General features: G+C 64.8%; 14 protein-coding genes and 2 tRNA genes. 9 read left to right on the top strand and 7 right to left on the bottom strand.

The annotated features are described in order from the left end of the window. Both AM586_RS14390 and AM586_RS14385 read right to left on the bottom strand, forming a co-directional pair. Nucleotides 1-77: transfer RNA gene (locus AM586_RS14390), tRNA-Asp, on the bottom strand. 47 nt (nt 78-124) lie between these two features. Beyond that, nucleotides 125-200: transfer RNA gene (locus AM586_RS14385), tRNA-Val, on the bottom strand. A gap of 279 nt (nt 201-479) precedes the next feature. On the opposite strand from AM586_RS14385, the gene AM586_RS14380 reads away from it, so the two are divergent. The 5 genes from AM586_RS14380 (at nt 480) to AM586_RS14360 (ending at nt 9118) form a co-directional block, all read left to right on the top strand. Then, nucleotides 480-2702, top strand: coding sequence for a TonB-dependent receptor (locus AM586_RS14380; RefSeq protein ID WP_082439345.1), 2223 nt, complete (start codon nt 480-482; stop codon nt 2700-2702). A gap of 443 nt (nt 2703-3145) precedes the next feature. Continuing rightward, nucleotides 3146-4990, top strand: coding sequence for a S8 family peptidase (locus AM586_RS14375; protein WP_047821251.1), 1845 nt, complete (start codon nt 3146-3148; stop codon nt 4988-4990). 160 nt (nt 4991-5150) lie between these two features. Continuing rightward, nucleotides 5151-6947 carry a S8 family serine peptidase gene (locus AM586_RS14370; protein ID WP_229411019.1) on the top strand — a complete coding sequence of 599 codons (1797 nt, stop codon included), beginning with the start codon at nt 5151-5153 and terminating at the stop codon, nt 6945-6947. Between the two features lie 108 nt (nt 6948-7055). Continuing rightward, nucleotides 7056-8132 (top strand): DNA polymerase IV, encoded by a 1077-nt coding sequence (gene dinB / locus AM586_RS14365; RefSeq protein ID WP_047821249.1) that lies wholly within the window; start codon nt 7056-7058, stop codon nt 8130-8132. Nucleotides 8133-8221: 89 nt separating this feature from the next. After that, the gene (locus AM586_RS14360; RefSeq protein ID WP_047821247.1) at nt 8222-9118 is read left to right on the top strand and encodes a recombination-associated protein RdgC; all 897 of its coding nucleotides are present in this window, start codon (nt 8222-8224) and stop codon (nt 9116-9118) included. 64 nt (nt 9119-9182) lie between these two features. Here AM586_RS14360 and AM586_RS14355 read toward each other — a convergent pair whose 3' ends face one another. Both AM586_RS14355 and AM586_RS14350 read right to left on the bottom strand, forming a co-directional pair. After that, complete coding sequence (locus AM586_RS14355) at nt 9183-10802, bottom strand: catalase (RefSeq protein ID WP_047821245.1); 1620 nt, start codon at nt 10800-10802, stop codon at nt 9183-9185. A gap of 90 nt (nt 10803-10892) precedes the next feature. Further along, on the bottom strand, nt 10893-11384 hold the full coding sequence (locus tag AM586_RS14350) for an asparaginase domain-containing protein (RefSeq protein ID WP_047821243.1): 492 nt from the start codon (nt 11382-11384) through the stop codon (nt 10893-10895). 111 nt (nt 11385-11495) lie between these two features. On the opposite strand from AM586_RS14350, the gene AM586_RS14345 reads away from it, so the two are divergent. Continuing rightward, a complete protein-coding gene (locus tag AM586_RS14345; RefSeq protein WP_047821241.1) occupies nt 11496-12254 on the top strand; it encodes a hypothetical protein in 759 nt (252 codons plus the stop codon). 69 nt (nt 12255-12323) lie between these two features. On the opposite strand, the gene AM586_RS14340 is transcribed toward AM586_RS14345, so the two are convergent. Beyond that, on the bottom strand, nt 12324-13298 hold the full coding sequence (locus AM586_RS14340) for a D-2-hydroxyacid dehydrogenase family protein (RefSeq protein ID WP_047821239.1): 975 nt from the start codon (nt 13296-13298) through the stop codon (nt 12324-12326). A gap of 423 nt (nt 13299-13721) precedes the next feature. On the opposite strand from AM586_RS14340, the gene AM586_RS14335 reads away from it, so the two are divergent. After that, entirely contained in the window at nt 13722-15572 is a 1851-nt protein-coding gene (locus AM586_RS14335; RefSeq protein WP_047821237.1) for a phosphoenolpyruvate carboxykinase (GTP), read from the top strand. A gap of 133 nt (nt 15573-15705) precedes the next feature. On the opposite strand, the gene AM586_RS14330 is transcribed toward AM586_RS14335, so the two are convergent. Both AM586_RS14330 and AM586_RS14325 read right to left on the bottom strand, forming a co-directional pair. After that, nucleotides 15706-17091 carry a YfcC family protein gene (locus AM586_RS14330; RefSeq protein WP_047821235.1) on the bottom strand — a complete coding sequence of 462 codons (1386 nt, stop codon included), beginning with the start codon at nt 17089-17091 and terminating at the stop codon, nt 15706-15708. Nucleotides 17092-17104: 13 nt separating this feature from the next. Next, on the bottom strand, nt 17105-18223 hold the full coding sequence (locus AM586_RS14325; RefSeq protein WP_047821233.1) for a succinylglutamate desuccinylase/aspartoacylase family protein: 1119 nt from the start codon (nt 18221-18223) through the stop codon (nt 17105-17107). A 153-nt stretch (nt 18224-18376) separates the two neighbouring features. On the opposite strand from AM586_RS14325, the gene AM586_RS14320 reads away from it, so the two are divergent. Together AM586_RS14320 and AM586_RS14315 are read left to right on the top strand one after the other, a co-directional pair. After that, nucleotides 18377-19351: a MurR/RpiR family transcriptional regulator gene (locus tag AM586_RS14320; RefSeq protein ID WP_047821231.1), complete on the top strand. Its 975-nt coding sequence runs from the start codon at nt 18377-18379 to the stop codon at nt 19349-19351. Nucleotides 19352-19382: 31 nt separating this feature from the next. Then, a complete protein-coding gene (locus AM586_RS14315) occupies nt 19383-22130 on the top strand; it encodes a TonB-dependent receptor (RefSeq protein ID WP_047821230.1) in 2748 nt (915 codons plus the stop codon). The last annotated feature ends 3 nt before the right edge of the window (nt 22131-22133 follow it).

Raw genomic sequence — 22133 nt, 5'->3', positions numbered from 1 at the left:
TGGCGGAGCGGACGGGGCTCGAACCCGCGACCCCCGGCGTGACAGGCCGGTATTCTAACCAACTGAACTACCGCTCCGTTACTACTGACCGGTTCTTCGCTTTGCCGACATCATCCTGAAGGCGTGGTGGGCGCTGAGAGGCTCGAACTCCCGACCTAATCCTTGTAAGGGATCCGCTCTACCAACTGAGCTAAGCGCCCGCGCTCTCTACCAGAGATGTCTTCCGACGTTTGTCACCGCGTCCGAAGAGGCCCGAATCATAGCGTATCCCTTCCGCAGCACGCAAGGGTTTTACTGAAAAAAATGTGTTGTATGTCCGCCCGGTCCTGCGCTTATTTCTTGCCTAAGCTTATACACATGGCTGACAATTGCGCGCTTTCAAGCCGGCAATATTTAGACATCGCCAACGGTGCGCAGTGCTGAGCTCTGGAATGGCGGAGACACGCGGCAGTTTTTTTCACTCTTCCTAGGAAATTGCAATGATCAAGATGTCCAAGATGCACAAGCGCGTCATCGCCACCCACGGTGCGATGCTGGCGCTGTCCGCCTTGCCGGCCGCCTCGGCCCTGGCACAGGCCCAAGCTACATCGTCCAACGAGCTGCAGACCGTCACCGTGACGGCGCAGCGCCGCACCGAAAACATCCGGGAGGTGCCGGTTTCCGTCAGCGCCGTCAAGGGTGAGAAACTGGACGTCATCGTCTCCGGTGGCGAAGACATCCGCGTGCTGGCCGGCAAGGTGCCGAGCCTGAACATCGAATCGTCGAACGGCCGTACCTTCCCGCGCTTCTACATCCGCGGCTACGGCAACACCGACTTCTCGCTGTTCGCCTCGCAGCCGGTGTCGCTGATCTATGACGACATCGTCCAGGAAAACCCGATCCTGAAAGGCTTCCCGATCTTCGACGTGACCGGCGTGGAAGTGCTGCGCGGTCCGCAGGGCACCCTGTTCGGCCGCAATACCCCGGCCGGCGTGGTCAAGCTCGAATCCGAAAAGCCGAACCTGAAGAAGGTCGAAGGCTATTACAACGCCTCGTGGGGCACGCATAACACCGTCAACCTGGAAGGCGCCGTCAACGTGCCGCTGTCGGACAAGTGGGCGATGCGCGTGTCGACCCTGCGCCAGCACCGCGACGATTACGTCAGCAACTACAGCGACGTCGCCAAGACCAACAAGACCGGCGACCTGGACGGCTACAACGAACACGCCGAGCGCGTGCAGTTCCTGTACACCCCGGACGCGAGCTTCAGCGCGCTGTTCAACGTGCACCAGCGCACCACCAATGGCAGCGCCCGCCTGTTCCGCGCGAACCTGATCAAGAAGGGCAGCGCCGACATCGTCGACGGCTACGACCTGAACAGCATCGTCACCAACGCCCTGAACTACCAGGACCTGAAAACCAACGGCGCCAACCTGCGCCTGTCGTGGGACCTGGGCGCCGTCAAGCTGTACTCGATCACCGGCTACGAAGGCGTGGCCCATTACAACAGCCGCGGCGACATCGACGGCGGCACCCCGGCCGGCCCGGGCTTCATCCCCTTCCAGGTGCAGACCGCCAGCCGCCTGACCGACCTGAGCCAGTATTCGCAGGAATTCCGCGTCGAGTCGAAGAACGCGGGTCCGCTGAACTGGCAGGCCGGCCTGTACTACTTCGATGAAGATGCGACCGGCGGCAGCGACAACTTCGACAGCGTGACCCAGGCGCAAACCTCGCGCGTGGTCTCGAACCAGAAGAACAAGGCCTGGGCCGCCTTCGGTTCCGTGACCTATGCCGTCAACGACGCCCTTTCCCTGCGCGGCGGCCTGCGCTACACCGACGACAAGAAGGACTTCGCCACGCTGGAACACACCAACGTGACCCTGATCGGCCCGGCCGGCATCAGCGAAAGCAAGAGCAAGGTCAACTGGGACCTGTCGGGTACCTACAAGCTGAACCGTGAGGTGAACCTGTATGCCCGCGTGGCGACCGGCTTCCGCGCCCCGAGTATCGCCGCCGCTTCGGCATCGGTGCCGGTGACCGTGGCCGACGCCGAGACCGTCACTTCGGTCGAAGGCGGCGTCAAGGCCGACCTGTTCCAGCGCCGCGCGCGCCTGAACTTCTCGCTGTACGACTTCGAGGTGAAGAACCAGCAGCTGACCGTGGTCGGCGGCAACTCGAACGTTACCAAGCTGATCAACGCGGCCAAGACCAAGGCCCAGGGCGCCGAGTTCGACTTCGAAGGCATCGTCAGCCCGTCGCTGCGCGTGACCGCCGGCGCCAGCTACAACTTCACCGAGATCCGCGATCCGAGCCTGTCGGTGAACAAGTGCGCCCAGTGCACGATCACCGACCCGATCAATGCGGCCGGCCGCGTCGAGATCAACGGCAACCCGCTGCCGCAGGCGCCGAAGTGGACCCTGAACGCGACCGCACGCTATGGCATCCCGATGGGCGACGGCGAGTTCTTCGTCTACACCGACTGGTCCTACCGTACGAAGATCAACTTCTTCCTGTACGAAGCAGCCGAGTTCACCGGCAAGCCGCTGACCGAAGGCGGCCTGCGCGTCGGCTACAACTGGGCGGGCGGCAAGTATGAAGTGGCAGCCTTCGGCCGCAACATCCTCGACCAGCGTCGCATCACCGGCGCCATCGACTTCAACAACCTGACTGGTTTCACCAATGAGCCACGCACCTACGGCGTTCAGTTCAAGGGCAATTTCTAAGCCTTGAACTGCTGTCCGCAGGAGGAAAAGGCCGCGAGCGATCGCGGCCTTTTTTCGTTTGGCCGGCATTGGCCGCCTGGTGAAAATTTTTTAGTTATATCTGATATATCTCAAGACAATGTGTTAAATATTGTGGTTGACCGAGAATGATGGCTGAGCTTGTTTTTGGCCATTTTTAGCAAGATCTTATTCTGCTGAGCTGTTTTTCTGCCAAATAAAGTAGGTTTTTGCTACTTGATCCGGTTTTTCGTTGTAAATATGCCGAAATCAATTGTGAAATATCTACACTATTTCCGCCTTCGCGCTACTCTTCCGTGTCCCGCTTTCAGACGGGAAATCGACGTACAGAAACAGCGTCGATACAAAAGATCTCAGGCACTCGGCTGCATTGACGTGCTTGCGGAAAATCAAACTTTTGTGTTTTTCTATAAAAAGGAAGAAACATGAAGTCTCGGAAATCGATGTACCCGGCAGTCTTGAAACTGTGCGCAGCGACCGTCCTCGGCCTCGGCGCCGGCGCAGTATTCGCGGGCGCGCCCGCTGGTGCGGCAAGTGCAGCCTCCGCACAGGCTGCGGGCGTGAGCGACCAGACCGACCGCCTGATCGTCAAGTACAAGGACGAGGCCGGACCGGGCGCCAAGAGCACCGCCAAGGGCCTGACCCGCGCCGCCGCCTCGTCGCCGATGGCAGCCTCGCGCAAGGCCATGGTCGACCAGGTCGGCCGCAAGCGCGGCCTGACGATGAAGGAACTGCACACCATCGGTACCGGCGCCCGCGTGATCCAGATGAACCGCAAGCTCGCCGTGGCCGAGGCCGCCAAGCTCGCCGCCGACCTGATGGCCAGCGATTCCTCGGTCGAGTACGCCGAGCCGGACCGCATCATGAAGCCGATGTTCACGCCGAACGACCCGCTGTTTGCCCAGCAGTGGGACTACACCGACGTGACCGGCGGCATGCGCCTGCCGGCAGCCTGGGACAAATCGACCGGCGCCGGCATCCGCGTGGCCGTGATCGACACCGGCTACCGTCCGCACGTCGACCTGCAGGGCCAGATCCTGGCCGGCTATGACTTCATCGCCGATACCACCATCTCGAACGATGGCAACGGCCGCGACAGCGACGCCAGCGACCCGGGCGACTGGACCGCCGCGGGCCAGTGCGGCACCGGCTCGGCGGCCAGCAACTCGAGCTGGCACGGCACCCACGTGGCCGGCACCATCGCGGCGCTCACCAACAACGGCATCGGCGTGGCCGGCGTCGCCTACGGCGCCAAGGTCGTGCCGGTGCGCGTGCTGGGCCAGTGCGGCGGCTACACCTCGGACATCGCCGACGGCATCATCTGGGCCTCCGGCGGCACCGTCGCGGGCGTGACCAATATCGCGGCCCGCGCCCAGGTGATCAATATGTCGCTGGGCGGCGGCGGCGCCTGCGACACCACCACCCAGAACGCGATCAACGGCGCGCGCTCGCGCGGCACCGTGGTCGTGGTCGCGGCCGGCAACGAGAACCAGAATGCCAGCAACAGCAGCCCGGCCAACTGCTCGGGCGTGATCGCGGTGGCGGCCACCAATAAATCGGGCGGCAAGGCCTCGTACTCGAACTACGGCAGCATCGTCAGCGTGGCGGCGCCGGGCGGCGACAGCGGCGCGGCGATCCTGTCGACCCTGAACGCCGGCACCACCACCCCGGGCGCCGACAACTACGTCGGCTACATGGGCACCTCGATGGCCACCCCGCACGTGGCCGGCGTGGTCGCGCTGATGCTGGCGAAGAACCCGGCCCTCACTCCGGACGACGTCGCCGCCCGCCTGAAGTCGAGTGCGCGCGCCTTCCCGGCAACGTGCAGCGGCTGCGGCGCCGGTATCGTCGACGCCTCGGCGGCGGTCGATGCCGCCGCCGGCACCGGCACCGGCGGCACCGGCACGACGATCTCGGAAACCGAGTCGAACAACACGATCAGCACCGCCAACACGGTGTCGACCTCGGGCACCACGGTCAACGGCACCATGTCCAGCAGCACCGATACGGACTACTTCCTGGTGCAACTCCCGGCCGGCAAGACCCTGACCTCGACCCTGACGCCGAACTCGACCTCCGACTACGACCTGTACATCTACAACAGCGCCGGCACCCAGGTGACATCGAGCACCAACGGCGCCGGCTCGGTGGATTCGACAAGCGTGATCAATAACGGTACCACCACCGTGTCCGCTTACGTGCGCGTGGTGTACTACAGCGGCGGCACCGGTTCGACCAGCGGCAAGTACACCCTGAAGCTGAGCTGGTAAGTGGATTGTCTGTAAAGGAAAGTACTCTTAGGAACTAATTTCCTTTATCAATCAATTACTTATCAAAAATTTTTCTGTGGTGAAAACCCCTAAAGCGGCCCCAAGCGGGCCGCTTTTCGTTACGCTTCCCTGTTCAGTAAATTGGAAAGAGGAAGCAAGCATGACGCACCACAAGATGTCTCCCGTGTTGAAAATCTGCGCCGCAGCCCTCGTCGCCTTCGGCTCGCTGGCGGCCCATGCCGCGCCGTCGGATGCGCCACCAAGCAAGGTCATTACCCAGACCGACCGCCTGATCGTCAAGTACAAGGATGCGGTCGACAATTCAAAGGGCGCCGTGCCGCCGCGCGCCATGTCGGCTGCGCGCCAGGCCCTGCAGGCCCGTGCCGGCCAGCAGCTCGGCGCCACCATGCGCGCGCTGCGCGCGACCGCCACCGGCGCCAACGTGATGCAGCTCAGCCGCACGATGTCGCTGGACGAAGCCCGCACCCTGGCCGCCGAGCTGAAGACGCGCGATCCGGACGTCGAGTACGCGGAACCGGACCGCATCATGACGCCGCTGTACGTGCCGAACGATCCCATGTACAGCCAGCAGTGGCACTACTACGAAGCCAAGGCCGGCCTGAACCTGCCGGCCGCCTGGGACAAATCGACCGGCGCCGGCATCAACGTGGCCGTGATCGACACCGGCTACCGCCCGCACGCCGACCTGAGCGGCCAGATCCTGCCGGGCTATGACTTCATCGCCAGCGCCAGCATTGCCGGCGACGGCAACGGCCGCGACAGCGACGCCAGCGACGTCGGCGACAACACCGTTGCCGGCCAGTGCGGCGGCGGCATGCCGGCCCAGGACGAGGCATCGAGCTGGCACGGCACCCACGTGGCCGGCACCATCGCGGCCAGGACCGGCAACGGCGTCGGCGTGGCCGGCGTCGCCTTCGGCGCCAAGATCGTCCCGGTGCGCGTGCTGGGCAAGTGCGGCGGCTATACCTCGGACATCGCCGACGCCATCGTCTGGGCCTCCGGCGGCGCCGTCACCGGCGCCCCGGCCAATGCGAACAAGGCGCGCGTGCTGAACCTGTCGCTGGGCGGCAGCGGCGCCTGCGACACCACCACCCAGAACGCGATCAACAGCGCACGTTCGCGCGGCGCCGTGGTCGTGGTCGCGGCCGGCAACTCGAACACCAATGCGTCCAATTCGAACCCGGCCAATTGCGCCGGCGTGATCACGGTGGCGGCGGTGAACCGTAGCGGCGGCAAGGCCTCGTATTCGAACTACGGCACGGTGGTCGACGTGGCGGCGCCGGGCGGCGACAGCGGCGGCGCGATCCTGTCGACCTGGAACGCCGGCACCACCACCCCGGCGGGCGATAACTACGGCTACATGATGGGCACCTCGATGGCGACCCCGCACGTGGCCGGCGTGGCCGCCCTGATGCTGTCGAAGAACCCGAACCTGACCCCGGACGAAGTCGAAGCCAAGCTGAAAGCGACCGCACGCGCCTTCCCGGCGGCCTGCTCGGGTTGCGGCGCCGGCATCGTCGACGCGGCCGCGGCCGTGAACGCCGTGATGGCCACCGCGACGGTTACGGCCCCGACCCAGAGCGAGGTGGAGTCGAACAACTACATCTCGACTGCCAACGCGGTGAAGGTTTCCGGCACCGTGGTCACCGGCACCTTGTACGGCACGACCGACAACGATTATTTCGTCGTTCAGGTCCCGGCCGGCAAGACCCTGAGCGCGACCTTGACCATGGGCCCCAGCGGCAGCGGATCGGACTATGACCTGTATGCCTACAACAGCGGCGGCACCCAGCTGGCGCAGAGCACCAACGGTCCGGCGACGACGGACGCGGTATCGGTCACCAATACCGCGACCACCACGCAGCCGCGCTACATCCGCGTGCGCTACCACGCGGGCGGCTATGGCGCGACCTACCAGCTGAAGTTCACCTGGTAAGCGCTTCGATACGCTGATCAAGGCGCGCGGCGAAAGTTGCGCGCCTTTTTTGCGTGTTTCAGTCTTGCATCATTTCTGCTTTCCCTCGATACTGTATGCAATTACAGTATGAATGCTCCTATCCGCAAGATCATCCACTGCGATTGCGACTGTTTCTACGCATCCGTCGAGATGCGGGATGATCCGTCGCTGCGCGGCCGGCCGCTGGCGGTCGGGGGACGGGCGGACCAGCGCGGCGTGATCGCCACCTGCAACTACGAAGCGCGCCGCTACGGCATCCATTCGGCGATGGCCACCGGGCAGGCGATGAAGCTGTGCCCGGAACTGCGCCTGATCCCGCCGAACATGGAGAAGTACCGGATCGCGTCAACCCAGATCATGGACATCTACCGCGACTACACAGAACTCGTGGAACCGCTGTCGCTCGACGAGGCCTACCTGGACGTCACGGCATCGAAGCACTGCAAGGGCAGCGCGACCCTGATCGCGCAGGAGATCCGGCAGCGCATCTTCGAGACCGTCGGCATCACGGCGTCGGCCGGGGTGGCGCCCAGCAAGTTCGTGGCCAAGATCGCCAGCGACTGGAACAAGCCGGACGGCCTGTTCCTGGTGCGCCCGGATGAAGTCGACGCCTTCGTGGCGGCGCTGCCGGTCAAAAAACTGCATGGCGTCGGCAAGGTCACGGCCGCCAAGATGAACGGGCTGGGCGTGCAGACCTGCGCCGACCTGCGCAGCTGGAGCATGGCGAAGCTGCAAGAGCATTTCGGGTCCTTCGGCGCCCGCCTGCACGACCTGTGCCGCGGCATCGACTTTCGCGAAGTGAATCCGGTGCGCGAGCGCAAGTCGATCAGCACCGAGGAAACCTATACGCCGGACGTGCCGGACCTGCCCGCCTGCCTGGCCCTGTTGCCGGAACTGATGGAGCAGCTGCAGGGCAGGATCAGGCGCAACAATGCTGAAAAATTCATCAACAAGCTGTTCGTGAAACTGAAATTCAACGATTTCCAGCAGACGACGGTGGAGTGCGTCGGCTACGCGCCGAACCTGGCGATCTACACGCACCTGATGGAAACCGGCTGGCTGCGCGCCAGCCGCCCGGTGCGCCTGCTGGGCGTCGGCGTGCGCCTGGCCGACACCGAACAAGTCGAGCAGCTCAGTCTGTTTGACGAACGAGCAACACATTGAAAAAGCCTGCCCTGCCGGGTGAAAATTGCCGACCGGCAGCGTGTAGAATGTCGTTCCCCCGAAATTAGCTGGATAACCGAAAGCAAGGTATGTGGTTCAAGAATCTTCAGATCTACCGTCTGCCCGCACCGTGGGCATTTACCGCCGAACAAATGGAAGAAGCGCTGCAATCGCAGGCCTTCACGCCGGCCAGCAGCAATGAACTGCTGCGCCAGGGCTGGGATTCGCCGCGCGGCAACGGCAAGCTGGTCCACGAAGTGAACAAGCAGATGCTGATGATGCTCGGCACCGAGAAGAAGCTGCTGCCGGGTTCGGTGATCACCCAGGTGGCCAAGGCCCGTGCGGCCGAGCTGGAAGAGCAGCAGGGCTTCCCGCCGGGTAAGAAAGCGATGAAGGAATTGAAGGAACGCGTGGCCGACGAACTGCTGCCGCGCGCATTTTCGATCCGCAGCAATGTCTGGACCTGGATCGATCCGGTCAACGGCTGGCTGGTGATCGACGCCGCCAGCCCGTCCAAGGCCGACGACGTGATCAAGCTGCTGCTGAAGGCGGTCGACAAGCTGCCGCTGGAATCGCTGCGCGTACAAAGCTCGCCGGTGGCCGTGATGACCGGCTGGCTGGAATCGGACGAGGCGCCGTACAATTTCACGATCGACCAGGACACCGAGCTGCGCGCCACCGGCGAGAGCAAGGCCGCGGTCCGTTACGTGAAGCATTCGCTGGACCCGGAAGACATCCGCCGCCACATCGCCGCCGGCAAGCAGTGCACCCGCCTGGCCATGACCTGGAACAGCCGCGTCTCCTTCGTGCTGACCGAATCGCTGGCGGTCAAGGGCGTCAAGCCGCTCGACGTGATCAAGGAAAACGAAACCATCACCTACAGCGATGACGAGCGTTTCGATAACGACATCATGCTGATGACCGGTGAGCTGTCGAAGATGATGGCGGACCTGGTCGAGGCGCTGGGCGGGGAAGCCAAGGCGTAAGCACTACCCGTCGTTCCCGCTTCCAGCCCGTCGTCACCGCCTCCGCGGGGACGACGGGCTGAGTTCATTTCGCCGCGACTTCCTCCGACGTCGACGGCTCCTTCTCCCCGCCTGGGTGCTCCGGCACGCCGCCGGTATAAGTCGCCCCTTCGCGGTTCTGGTGCGGCGCCGGCTTGCCCGGCAGCGGCGGCAGGGCCCTGGCCTTCTCGAGGTCGATGCCGGCCACCTGCGCCACGCGGCGGCCGTAGTCCTCGTCGCAGTGCCACAGGTGCCACACCATGCGCAGCTGGATGATTTCCGGGCACTTCTTGAGGTCGCCGCCGACGTTGTTCACCAGCTCGTCGCGCTCCCAGTCCTCGAACGTACGGTAGCGATCGCCGGCCTGCTTGTAGTCGGACGCGGTCGTCGTGGTCTGGTAGCGGCCCAGGTGGCCCTGCACGTACTGGTGGTAGTCCTTCTGCGGCGCCGGCGCTTCCTGCAGGCCGCCCAGCAGGCTGGGTTCGTAGTTGATGTGCTTGTCCTCGCCGCCGCCGTCGACGTAATACGCCATCTGGCCGTCGCGCTGGTTGGTGCGGGCGCGCGCGCCCTCCTGGGGAGCGTTGATCGGCAGCTGCAGGTAGTTCGGACCGACCCGGTAGCGCTGGGTGTCGGAATAGGAGAGGGTGCGGCCCTGCAGCATCTTGTCGTCCGAGAAGTCGACGCCGTCGACCAGCACGCCGGTGCCGAAGGCCGACTGCTCGGTTTCGGCGAACACATTGTCCGGGTTCTTGTTGAGCACCATGCGGCCCACCGGCAGCAGCGGGAACCGGTCTTCCGGCCAGCGCTTGGTGTCGTCCAGCGGGTCGAAATCGAGCTCGGGGTGTTCGCCGTCGCTCATCAGCTGCACGCAGAATTCCCACTCCGGGAATTCGCCGCGCTCGATCGCCTCGTACAGGTCGCGGGTGGCGTGGCTGGTGTCCTGGCCCTGGATCTCGGCCGCCTGTTGCGCCGTCAGGTTGCGCACGCCCTGTTTCGGCTGCCAGTGGAATTTCACGAGGTGGGCGATGCCCTGGTCGTTCACCAGCTTGTAGGTGTTCACGCCCGAGCCTTCCATCTCGCGGTAGTTGGCCGGGATGCCCCATGGGCTCTTGACCCAGGTGACCATGTGCAGGGCTTCCGGATGATTGCAGATGAAGTCGTAGAAGCGCCACGGCTCCTGCTGGTTGGTGACGGGGTCGGGCTTGAAGGCGTGGATCATGTCCGGGAACTTGATCGCGTCGCGGATGAAGAAGACCTTCAGGTTATTGCCGACCAGGTCCCAGTTGCCATCGACGGTCTTCAGCTTGACGGCGAAGCCGCGCGGGTCGCGCGCCGTTTCCGGGGATTCCTTGGCGCCGATCACGGTCGAGAAGCGCACGAACACCGGCGTCTGCACGCCTGTTTCGTTGAGCACGCGGGCGCGCGTGTATTTGCTGGCCGGCTCGTCACCGATCTTGCCGTAGGCTTCGAAATAGCCGTGGGCGCCGGTGCCACGCGCATGCACCACGCGCTCGGGGATGCGCTCGCGGTCGAAGTGGGTGATCTTTTCGATGAACTGGTAGTTTTCCAGCGTGGCCGGACCGCGCTCGCCAACCGAGCGCAGTGATTGATTGTCGCGGACGGGATGGCCCTGGCGGGTGGTCAGGGGCGGGCGTTGCTCGTTCATTGTTTGCTCCTCCTGCATTCGCGTGAAGGAGCATTGTAGAAATTGACGAAAACGCGCAGCGCTCGATAGCCGTCCAGAAATCCTGTCGGGTCAGCGCTGCTGGAACACGCCGGCGGCGCGGTTCTTGGTGACGTTGTCCCACGTAAAAATGGTGCCGTTCATCGCCACGTACACGCCAGGCGGCAGCGTTTGCGCCACGCCGCAGGCGAAGCCGAAGTTGAACAGCGCATCCGAATTCGCGATCTCGTACGGGATCATGGCGCCGGTGAAGACGATGGTCTTGTCGCTCGTGCCCGCGGCCGCGCCCAGCACTTCCGCCGTCTCGCGCATGGTGTCGGTGCCGTGCACGATCACGATCGCCTTCTCGCTGGCGGCCTGGCAGGCAGCCAGGACTTTCCGGCGATCGCTGTCCTGCATGTCGAGCGAATCGAGCAGGGAGACGACCTCGAGCTCGGCCGGAACGGTGATGCGCGCACGCTTGATAACCTCAGGCAAGTGGCTGTCCGCAAAGCCCAGGACACCCTTGAGTTCGTTGTAGTGTTTGTCGAAAGTGCCGCCGGTGGCGATGATCCGCAAAGTCATGATGATGGTTTGGAAACGCAGAAAAATAAGGTGCTAATGATAGCCGCAAACGGTGTGTATCCACATGTGACTGCGCTAGAATCGTCCGGATCGGATGAGTACACTGATCACATGAAACCCGTCGCTCCAGGCACCGTTATCTTCCACCGCCATCGCGGCTATGGCGTGATTACCCATGTCAACCTGTTGACTGGCTGGATCTCCGCGCGCTTCGGCAACGAAGCGCGTACCCTCGATCTCAATCTTTCCACCGACGAAGTACAGCACGCCGATGGCGAGTCGATCCTGTTCCGTCGCTCGCCGCCGGACCGCATGCCGCACGCGCGCCTGATGGCGATGGTGCGCGAACTGCACCAGGCCGGCTACGAAAAGCTGTACCTGCATTCCTGGCCAAAACCCTCCGGCCTGCACTGGCGCTGGCATCTGTTCACCGGCCAGCGCGACTGGATGCAGCGGCCCTGGCGCGAAGGCTGGTACGGCTCGGGCGCCGACTACAACGGCAATCCGGTGATGGGCTGGGGCGATGCGCCCGGCGCCAGCACCGACGAGCTGATCCACGCGCTGGCGAAGTTCGATCCCGAAGGCCTGGCGCGCGCACTGGGCCGCGACGAAGACCACACGGCCTGGTTCGCCGGCGTCTGCGAGGCTTTGCTGCCGGGCTATATGTACAGCTTCGACATGGCGCCGCCGCCCAAGGGTGGCGGGCTGGTCGAGATGCCGCCGGTGCCCGTGGTGCCGGTGCGCGCCGGCCTGCCCGCCTATGCCGGTCCGGCGATCGAATGGCCGCCGGGCTGGGCCGGCCTGTGGACGCGCCGGCATGCGATGCCGATGCCTAAGCCGAATTTCACGGGCGAGCCGGAACTTCGGTAGGGTGGCAGCCGGTGTGCGAGCGTCACGCGTGGGCACGCAGTCCAGGCCGCTGGCCTGCATTGCCCCACCCTACGGATTCAGGATATTCGTCGGCTTGCCGTTCGCGAAATTGACCACGTTTTCGAACGCGACCCGGAAGTACAGCTCGTAGCTGTCCTTCTCCACATACCCCAGGTGCGGCGTCGCCAGCACCGTCGGGATCTTCAGGAGCGGCGACTCCGCCGGCAGCGGTTCGCTGGTGAACACGTCCAGCGCCGCGTGGCCCGGCCGTCCGCGGTGCAGGGCTTCCTCGAGGGCATTCTCCGCCACCAGCTCGGCCCGGCTGGTATTCACGAACAGCGCATCCGGCTTCATGCGGCCCAGGTCATCGGCGGTGACGATGCCGCGCGTCGCGTCGTTCAGGCGCAGGTGCAGGCTCAGCACGTCCGCCTGTTCGAAGAAGGCTTCGCGCGTCGGCGCCGCCTGGAAACCGTCGGCCACGGCCGCCGCGCGGCTGGTTTCGCTGCCCCACACCAGCACCTGCATGCCGAAGGCCTTGGCGAAGCCGGCCACCATCTTGCCGATCTTGCCGTAGCCCCAGATCGCCAACGTGCGCCCCTTCAGCGTCCGGCCCAGGCCATTCAGTTCCGGATTGATCGAGGCGGTCTGCCACAGTCCCTGCTTGAGATTGTTCGCGTAGGGCACGATCTTGCGGCTCGCGGCCATGATCAGCGCCCAGGTCAGTTCGGCGGGCGCGACCGGCGAGCCGACGCCTTCCGCGATCGCGATGCCGTGCTCGGTGGCGGCCGCGGTGTCGACGTGGCCGGCCAGCTTGCCGGTCTGCGAGATCAGTTTCAGGTTGGGCAGCTTGGACAGCAGGGCGCGCGGGAAAGCGGTGCGCTCGCGGATCAGCACCAGCGCGTCGAACGGCGCCAGGCGGATCGCCAGCTGGCCCAGGCCACGGGTCGAATTGGTAAAGACCTTGACCTCATGGCCATCCAGCAATTTGAAACAGTCGAGGTGGCGTACTGCATCCTGGTAGTCGTCGAGAATGGCTATTTTCATAATGTTTTTTGTAAATTTCGTACGTGTAAGTAATGAAATAACGCAGATTCAAAAGATGCTGAATAACCTACTACATTAGTCAACCAAATTTCCTACATTTTTGTTGTGAAAGCATTTAAAACGCATTGGTGCAGGTGTAGAATCGACCAGAAATAAGGCCGAGCGATGTCTGATTGTCATCTTTTGAGACATTGATCGCAGCCATTAGCCGACACGACCGCCGCATCACCTTACCCCGGCGCCGAACCATTGCCAAATGGATTTCAGAGCGCGGGTCCCCGAGTCGGGGATGCCTAAGGAGACGATCTGCCGAGCGGACAAGACCAAGACGGACCCTCGACGAACCGTTGCCAGCCGCGGCCCTGTGACGCGAAGCCGGTTTTCCGAGGCCCCAGGAATTCTTTATTGGCATTGGAGGTACCTATGAATCAGCCCGTCATGCGCGGTGTCGCCGCACTAAACGCCCCAGCTTACATCAAGCACAACAAACTCATCAATTGGGTGGCCGAGATCGCGGCCCTCACGAAGCCGGACGCCATCTACTGGTGCGACGGCTCGCAGGAAGAGTACGACCGCCTGTGCGCGCTGATGGTCGAGGCCGGTACGATGAAGCGCCTGAATCCGGAAAAGCGCCCGAACTCCTACCTGGCATGCTCGGACCCGAGCGACGTCGCGCGCGTCGAAGACCGCACCTTCATCTGCTCGGCTACCAAGGAGCAGGCCGGTCCGACCAACAACTGGACCGATCCGAACGAGATGCGCCAGACCCTGAACGGCCTGTTCGACGGCTGCATGGCCGGCCGCACCATGTACGTGGTGCCGTTCTCGATGGGTCCGCTGGGCTCGCCGATCGCCCACATCGGCGTCGAACTGTCCGACTCGCCCTACGTGGCCGTCAACATGCGCATCATGACCCGCATGGGCAAGGCCGTGTACGACGTGCTGGGCGAAAACGGCGACTTCGTGCCTTGCGTGCACAGCGTCGGCATGCCGCTGGCCGCTGGCCAGCAGGACGTGCGCTGGCCGTGCAACGCCACCAAGTACATCGTCCACTATCCGGAAACCCGCGAGATCTGGTCCTTCGGCTCGGGCTACGGCGGCAATGCGCTGCTGGGCAAGAAGTGCTTCGCGCTGCGCATCGCTTCCAACATGGGTTACCAGGAAGCCCAGCAGGGCGGCACCGGCTGGCTGGCCGAGCACATGCTGATCCTGGGCGTCGAATCGCCACAGGGCGACAAGAAATACGTGGCCGCCGCCTTCCCCTCGGCCTGCGGCAAGACCAATTTCGCGATGCTGATCCCGCCTGCCGGCTTCGAAGGCTGGAAGGTCACCACCATCGGCGACGACATCGCCTGGATCAAGCCGGGCGCGGACGGCAAGCTGGTCGCGATCAACCCGGAAGCCGGCTACTTCGGCGTGGCCCCGGGCACCAATGACAAGACCAACCCCAACTGCATGGCCTCGCTGCGCGAAAACGTCATCTTCACCAACGTGGCGCTGACCGACGACGGCGACGTCTGGTGGGAAGGCATGACCAAGGAAGCCCCGGCGCACCTGATCGACTGGCAAGGCAAGGACTGGACCCCGGCATCGGGCACCAAGGCTGCGCACCCGAACGCACGCTTCACCGTGGCCGCGACCCAGAACCCGGTCATCGACCCGGCCTGGGACGATCCGGCCGGTGTGCCGATCTCGGCCTTCATCTTCGGCGGCCGCCGTTCGACCACGGTGCCGCTGGTGACCGAGGCGCGCAACTGGACCGAAGGCGTGTACATGGCCGCGACCATGGGCTCGGAAACCACTGCCGCCGCCGCCGGCCAGATGGGCATCGTGCGCCGCGACCCGTACGCGATGCTGCCTTTCATCGGCTATAACATGAGCGACTACTTCCAGCACTGGCTGGACCTGGGCCGGAAAATTGCGGTGCAGCCGAAGATTTTCTGCGTCAACTGGTTCCGCACCGATGAGAAGGGCAACTTCGTGTGGCCGGGCTACGGCGACAATATGCGCGTGCTGAAGTGGATCCTCGAACGCACCGAAGGCAAGCAGGGCGGCGTCGAGCACATGTTCGGCACCACCCCCTCGTACGGCGACCTGAACTGGACCGGCATCGAGTTCAGCGAAGAGCAGTTCACCATGATCACCTCGATCGACAAGGACGCCTGGCGCGAGGAGCTGAAACTGCACACCGAGCTGTTCGACAAGCTGGCCTACCGCCTGCCGCAGGAACTGGTGGCGACCAAGCAGCAGCTGGAGCAGCGCCTGGGATCATAAAGAGCAGGGTGGGCACGCCGTGCCCACGACGGGTTAGTGGGGAGACGACGGACTGGTTCACGTAAACCGGCCGCACAAAACAGAAAGGGACAGGCTCGCGCCTGTCCCTTTTTTCATCTGCGCTGACGACCGCTCAGCTCCACTGCATCAGGCAGGGCGGCACCAGCAGCAGCAGCGCCAGCGCCAGGTAGATCAGCTGCAGCGGAATCATCCACTTGGCCCAGGTCAGCCAGGGCACGCGCGCCAGCGCCAGCACGCCGACCGTGATGCCGGAGGTCGGGATTATCGGGGTGGACAGCTCTCCCAACTGGAACGCGAGGATCGCGGTCTGGCGCGTCACGCCCACCAGGTCCGCCAGCGGCGCCATGATCGGCATCGTCAGTGCGGCCTGGCCACTGCCCGAGTGGATGAAGAAGTTGATCACCGACTGGATCAGGTACATCTTCTGCGCCGCGAACACCGGGTGGCTCGACTGTACCAGCGGCATCAGTGCGTGCAGCATGGTGTCGATGATGTGGGCGTCGCGCGCGATCACCATCGTCGCGCGCGCGATCGCGATCACCAGCGCCGTCGGCGCCAGGTCCTTCACGCCCTGCATGAAGGAGGCAACCCAGGCGTCCGGCGCCAGGCGGCCGACCAGGCCGACCACGATCGCCATCGCCAGGAACAGGGCCGCGATCTCGTCGATGAACCAGTCGTACTTCACCACCCCGATCACCATCGCCCCCAGCGTCAGCGCGAAGATCGCCAGCACGGCGCCGTGGCGCCCGGTCATGCGCTCGTCGGACGACAGCGTCACCGGATGCTCCTGGCGCCGGGTCTGGTCCAGCACATGGGTCGGGCTCAGGGCCGGGTTGCGTTTTACGCGCGCCGCGTACCACATCAGGAAGGCGATCGTCACGAAGGTCGCTGCCGCCCACACGATCATGCGGTAGCCCATGCCCGAAAACACCGGCACGCCGGCGATGCCCTGCGCGATGCCGACATTGAACGGGTTCAGGAAGGCGGCGCCGAATCCGACCTGCGAGCCAAGGAAGGGGATCGACACGCCGGTCACGGTGTCGTAGCCGAGCGCCAGCGCCAGCGGGACGAAGATGAGCACGAAGGGAATCACTTCCTCGTTCATGCCGAAGGTCGCGCCGCCGAGCGAGAACAGGGTCACGAACACCGGGATGATGGTGGCGCGCACCAGCCTCGAATGCGCGTGCGCCCGCGCGATCGAGCGGATCGCGGTGTCGATCGCTTCGGTACGCTGCACCACCGCGAAGGCGCCGCCGACGATCAGCACGAAGCCGATGATCTGCGCCGCCTCGACGAAGCCCTTGATGGGCGCCTTCATCAGCGCCACCAGTCCCTGCGGGGCGCTGGCCACGTAGTGAAACGTGGCCGGGTCGACCAGCTGCTTGCCGTTCACGAGGTGGGTCTCGTACTTCCCGCCGGGGACGAACCAGGTCGCCAGCGCGATCAGCGTCAGGATCGCGAACAGCAGCACGAAGGTATTGGGCATTCGAAGGCGCATGTGCGTGTGCTCCTTATTGACTCAAGAGGGAACCGGAACGGAAGGACGTGGCGCCCGCGATTTTACAGATGTGCATGCCGCGCAGCAGGTGGCGATGGGCGGTGCTGGCGAACAGCACGCCGTCGCGGCTTGCGCGCAAGGTGGCCGTGGCGCCGCTCACCGGGTTGATGACGTCGGCCACCGCTTCACCGGCAGCGACCCGTTCGCCGAGCAGCTTCAGGAATACCAGGACCCCTGACTGCGGCGCATCGAGCCGCTCGACGCCGGCCAGCGGGGTCGGCTCGCACAACGGCTCGGGCAGGGGCGCCAGGGGCAGGTCGAGGACCCCTTCGCGCGCCAGGTACTGCAGCAGCGCCCTTGCATCCTGCTCGGCCAGATCGTAGCGCACGTCCATTTCGCCGCGCAGTTCGACCGTGATCGCGGCGCAGGCCGGCGGAATCGGCGTCGCTTCGCCGAAATGCGCGGCCAGCTCCCACCACAGGTCGCCGCAGGCTTCATCGAAAGGCGCGCCGCCCGACGCGTTCGACAGGAGCAGGGCATGCGCCCCGAGCAGCGCGGCCAGCGGCCTGACCCGGTCGGCCAGCGCGGCGCCGGTGTACAGGTGCAGCCGGGCTTCGTTGTCGCAGTGGAGGTCGAGCACGAGGTCGGCGTCGATCGCCATCGACAGCAGCGTTTTCTTGAGAACGGCGGTGGCGTCGGCCGGCTCCCAGCGGGCGATGGCGGCGCGCGCCTCCGTGCGGATCAGGGACACGTTTGCCGCCGCGTCAGGCCCCAGGCGGCCCGCCAGCGCCGCCTTCAGTTCGTCGGTCACATGGTGGAAGGCGCGGTTGAAATTGAGACCGGTGCCGAGGTCGAAGCGCCCGAAGGGCATGCCTTGCACGACCTGCGACAGGCCGATCGGATTCGCGGCCGGCACCAGGATCACCTCGCCGAGGATGCGGCCCTCGCTATCGAGCCGCTCCAGTTCGCGACGCAGGACGTGCGCCACCAGCATCGCCGGGACCTCGTCCGCATGCAGGGCAGCCTGGATATAGGCCTTCCGGCCGGTGCCCGGGCGGCCGTAATGGCAGGAGTTGAGCTGGTAGGCAGCGACTCCCGGTTCGGCCGCGATCGTGTGCGTCTTTGCATGCATAAGCAGGTCTCCTGGCCGGCGCTCCGGCTGCCCGGCAAATTATGTATGAATTTTTACACAAGGTAAATCAATGAAAGAAAATTTTCAAAAACCTGTTGAGTTCATGTTATTACATGGTTTAAATTCAGGAAACATTTTGAGATTGTTAAGAGCATGCCGACGAATCCTCCTGCCCAGTCCAGCGCCTCGCCCGACATCGGCTTTGCCGAGTCTTCGCTCGGCCAGCGCCTGTTGCGCGTACTCGCGGAGGGTTCGGCCTCGAACCGCGCCATCGCCGATTACCTGCTGCGCAACCAGATGCGCGTGACCGCGCTCGGGATCGAGGAGCTGGCCGAGGCCTGCGAGGTATCGACGGCAACCATCAGCCGCTTCTCGCGCGACCTCGGCTTCAAGAACTATGCGGCGATGCGCAGTGCGGTGGCCGAGACCCTGCAGTCGGTGCTGCAGCCGGTCGAGAAGCTGCGCAGCACGATCGCGCGCCGCGCCGCGGCCGCGTCGCCGGCGCTGGAAAGCCTGGGCTATGCCGAGGCGGCCATCACGGCCACCAGCCGCACGCTGGACGGCGCCCGGATCGAGCGCGTCGTCGCCGTGCTGACCAAGGCGCGCACCGTGTACGTGATGGGCTTTGGCCTGTCCACCTTCCTGGCCGGCACGCTGGCGATGCACCTGCAGCCCTTCTGCGCCCACGTGGTCGAGGTGGCCGGCAGCGGCGGCACCGAAGTCGCGGCCAGCCACCTGGCCAACATCGGCGCCAGGGACGTGCTGGTCGTGATCTCCATGCCGCGCTATACGCTGGCCGCGGTGCCGCTGACCCGCTTCGCACGCGACAGCGGCGCCACCATCGTCTCCATCACCGATTCGCCCGCATCCCCGCTCGCCGAGCTGGGGCACCACGTGCTGTATGCGCACAGTGCGCACCCGGTGCTGCCCAGCAGCGGCAGCAGCACGCTGGCCGTGATCGAAGCGCTGGCCGTGTCGCTGATGACCTCGAATAAAGCCAACGTCGCCAAGGCGGCCCGCCATACCGAGGCGATTGCCGCCTACCTCTATGGCGAACACCAGATCCGCACTGGCAGCACGCAGAAAAAAGAGGGCGCCCGCAAGCGCCGCACCGACAAGCAGTCCTGAATCTTCACCAAGACACGAGAGGGAGCATTGCATGGGTAAGCACATATCGAGTACTTTGCGGCCTGCCGTCCTGGCATCGAGCGTCGCCGCCGCACTGGCCATGATGGCGCAGCAGGCGGCCTACGCGCAGCAGGAACAGCCGAAGATGCAGCGGGTCGAGATCACCGGCTCGTCGATCAAGCGCATCGACACCGAGACGGCCCTGCCGGTGCAGACCATCACGCGCGAAGAGATCGAGAAGATGGGTGCCACCACCGCGGCGGAACTGGTCAAGAACATCAGCGCCAACACGGCGCCGATCACGGACGGCCCCAGCATCACCGACGGCACCTCGGGCCAGCGCGGCCTGAACGCCGCCAATATGCGCGGCATCGGCGCCTCGTCCACGCTGGTCCTGCTGAACGGCCGCCGCCTGGCCAACTTCGCTTCCCCCGGCGACAACGCGGGCGTCGACCTGAACAACATCCCGGCCGGCGCGATCCAGCGCGTCGAGGTGCTGAAGGACGGCGCCTCGGCGATCTACGGCACCGACGCGATCGGCGGCGTGATCAACTTCATTACGCGCAAGGACTACACCGGCGTCGACCTGGCCGGCTCGCTGGCCGGCACCCAGCACGGCGGCGCCGGCAAGAAGACCGCCAGCATCAGCGCCGGCTTCGGCGACCTGAACACCGACCGCTTCAATGTGTTCGGCGTGCTCGACGTGCAGCAGCTCGAGCGCCTGCGTTCGGGCCAGCGCAGCTTCATCAAGGAGCGCGAGCTGGCGACCACGCTGCCGGCCCAGATGTCGAGCAATACCTTCCCGGCGAATATCGACGTCTCCGGCGCGCAGCGCGCCGCCCTGATCGCCGCCGGCCTGCTGCCGGCCGGCAGCACCTCCAGCCGGGTCAATCCGAGCGCGCCGGGCTGCAACCCGCCGGCCACCGTGTACGCGCCGAAGGGCCCGGGCGGCAAGGCCGGCTGCAGCTACGATTACATGGAAGACACCGAGATCTATCCGGACTCGCGCAAGGTCGGCTTCATCGGCCGCGCGACCTTCCAGCTGGACGCGGACAACCAGCTGTTCGCGGAACTGGTGCAGAGCGAGGCGAAGACCAAATACGTGCTGTCGCCGAACCCGGTCCGGATCCGCAACCTGCCGGTCAGCATCCTGCCGGAGGCCTACCGCACTGCGCTCTCGGGCGCCGGCCTGCCCACTACCTTCAGCGGCATCCGCTACCGCATGGCGGAAGCCGGCAACCGCAGCAACGAGGTGACCAGTACCGGCCAGCGCCTGGTGCTGGGCGCTACCGGCACCCTGGGCGGCTGGGACTACGACGCCGCCCTGGCGCGCGCCGAGAACCGCGCCGTGGACAAGTACGTGAACGGCTACGTCCTCTACGACAAGTTCGACGCCGCCGTACGCAACGGCACCGTCAACCCCTTCGCCCCCTCGTCCCAGGCCGGCATCGACCTGATCAACAGCATCAAGATCAATGACGAAGCGCGCAAGGCGAAAGGCGTGTCCACTTCGCTGGACGGCAAGATGTCGCGTGCGCTGACGGCGCTGGGCGGCGGCGATCTCGCCATCGCCATCGGCGGCGAGCTGCGCCACGAACACCAGCTGTTCACGCCGTCGGATCTGCTCAGGTCGAACAATATCGCCGGCGACCGCGACAGCACGATCCCGGCCGGCGAGCCGATCGAGGTCGAGACCGCGGACGATACGCGCAAGGTGGCCTCGGTGTTCACCGAAGTGATCGCGCCGTTCACCAAGGAACTGGAGATGCAGTTCGCGGTCCGCTACGACCACTACAGCGAAGTCGGCAACACCACCAATCCGAAGATCGGCCTGCGCTGGCACCCGTCCGAGGCCCTGCTGCTGCGGGCCTCGGCCGGCACCGGCTTCCGCGCGCCCTCGCTGTCGGACCTGAAGCGCCCGACCATCTACGGCACCACCGCCGGCATCCTGACCGACCCGCAGTGCGTGAAGCAGGAAGGCAGCATCGACACCTGTACCGACCAGTGGAACGTCGAGCGCCGCTCGAACCCGAACCTGAAGCCCGAGAAGTCGCGCCAGTTCACGCTGGGCGTGGTGTTGGAGCCGGTCAAGCGCACCAGCCTCTCGATCGACTACTGGAACATCGAGAAGAAGGACGTGATCAGCACCCTCGGCGAACAAGTCATCATCGAAAACCCGGCAGCCTACAACGGCAAGTACATCCAGCGCGACGAGGACGGCTTCATCTCGAACATCCTCCTGATGAAGGAGAACCAGGGCCGCCTGAAGACCTCGGGCTTCGATATCGCGGGCGACTGGCGCAGCGAGCGCGGCGCCTGGGGGCGCTTCGGCATCAACCTGTCCGGCACCTGGGTCGTGAAGTACGACCGCCAGTTCGGTCCGCAGGAACCGTACCGCAGCAACCTGGGCGTGTTCCTGAACGACCAGGTGATCCAGAAGTGGCGCCACCGCGTCAACTTCGAATGGGACAACGGCCCGGTCACGCTGACGCTGGCGAACCAGTACTCGTCCAGCTACACCGACCAGAACACGACCTACGACCCCTACACCGACACGCTGCTGCCGCCGAACCACGTGAAGGCCTATTCGCTGTGGGACCTGACCGGCAGCTGGGCGATCGGCAAGAACCTCAAGCTGCGCGCCGGTATCCTGAACCTGCTCGACAAGGATCCGCCGTTCTCGAACCAGGCCTGGTTCTTCCTGGCCGGCTACGATCCGAGCTACACCGACCCGCGCGGCCGCAGCGGCTTCGTGAGCGTGAACTACTCGTTCAAGTGACGA

Origin of the sequence: Massilia sp. WG5 (assembly GCF_001412595.2) — a bacterium.
Taxonomy (GTDB): Bacteria; Pseudomonadota; Gammaproteobacteria; order Burkholderiales; family Burkholderiaceae_D; genus Telluria.
Note: the sequence above shows the minus strand (reverse complement) of the source record. Positions and strands in the feature narration are given on the sequence as shown.

Coding starts and splice junctions, on each gene's coding strand:
- AM586_RS14380 (WP_082439345.1), top strand. CDS start 480: ATGATCAAGATGTCCAAGATGCACAAGCGCGTCATCGCCACCCACGGT.
- AM586_RS14375 (WP_047821251.1), top strand. CDS start 3,146: ATGAAGTCTCGGAAATCGATGTACCCGGCAGTCTTGAAACTGTGCGCA.
- AM586_RS14370 (WP_229411019.1), top strand. CDS start 5,151: ATGACGCACCACAAGATGTCTCCCGTGTTGAAAATCTGCGCCGCAGCC.
- dinB (WP_047821249.1), top strand. CDS start 7,056: ATGAATGCTCCTATCCGCAAGATCATCCACTGCGATTGCGACTGTTTC.
- AM586_RS14360 (WP_047821247.1), top strand. CDS start 8,222: ATGTGGTTCAAGAATCTTCAGATCTACCGTCTGCCCGCACCGTGGGCA.
- AM586_RS14355 (WP_047821245.1), bottom strand. CDS start 10,802: ATGAACGAGCAACGCCCGCCCCTGACCACCCGCCAGGGCCATCCCGTC.
- AM586_RS14350 (WP_047821243.1), bottom strand. CDS start 11,384: ATGACTTTGCGGATCATCGCCACCGGCGGCACTTTCGACAAACACTAC.
- AM586_RS14345 (WP_047821241.1), top strand. CDS start 11,496: ATGAAACCCGTCGCTCCAGGCACCGTTATCTTCCACCGCCATCGCGGC.
- AM586_RS14340 (WP_047821239.1), bottom strand. CDS start 13,298: ATGAAAATAGCCATTCTCGACGACTACCAGGATGCAGTACGCCACCTC.
- AM586_RS14335 (WP_047821237.1), top strand. CDS start 13,722: ATGAATCAGCCCGTCATGCGCGGTGTCGCCGCACTAAACGCCCCAGCT.
- AM586_RS14330 (WP_047821235.1), bottom strand. CDS start 17,091: ATGCGCCTTCGAATGCCCAATACCTTCGTGCTGCTGTTCGCGATCCTG.
- AM586_RS14325 (WP_047821233.1), bottom strand. CDS start 18,223: ATGCATGCAAAGACGCACACGATCGCGGCCGAACCGGGAGTCGCTGCC.
- AM586_RS14320 (WP_047821231.1), top strand. CDS start 18,377: ATGCCGACGAATCCTCCTGCCCAGTCCAGCGCCTCGCCCGACATCGGC.
- AM586_RS14315 (WP_047821230.1), top strand. CDS start 19,383: ATGGGTAAGCACATATCGAGTACTTTGCGGCCTGCCGTCCTGGCATCG.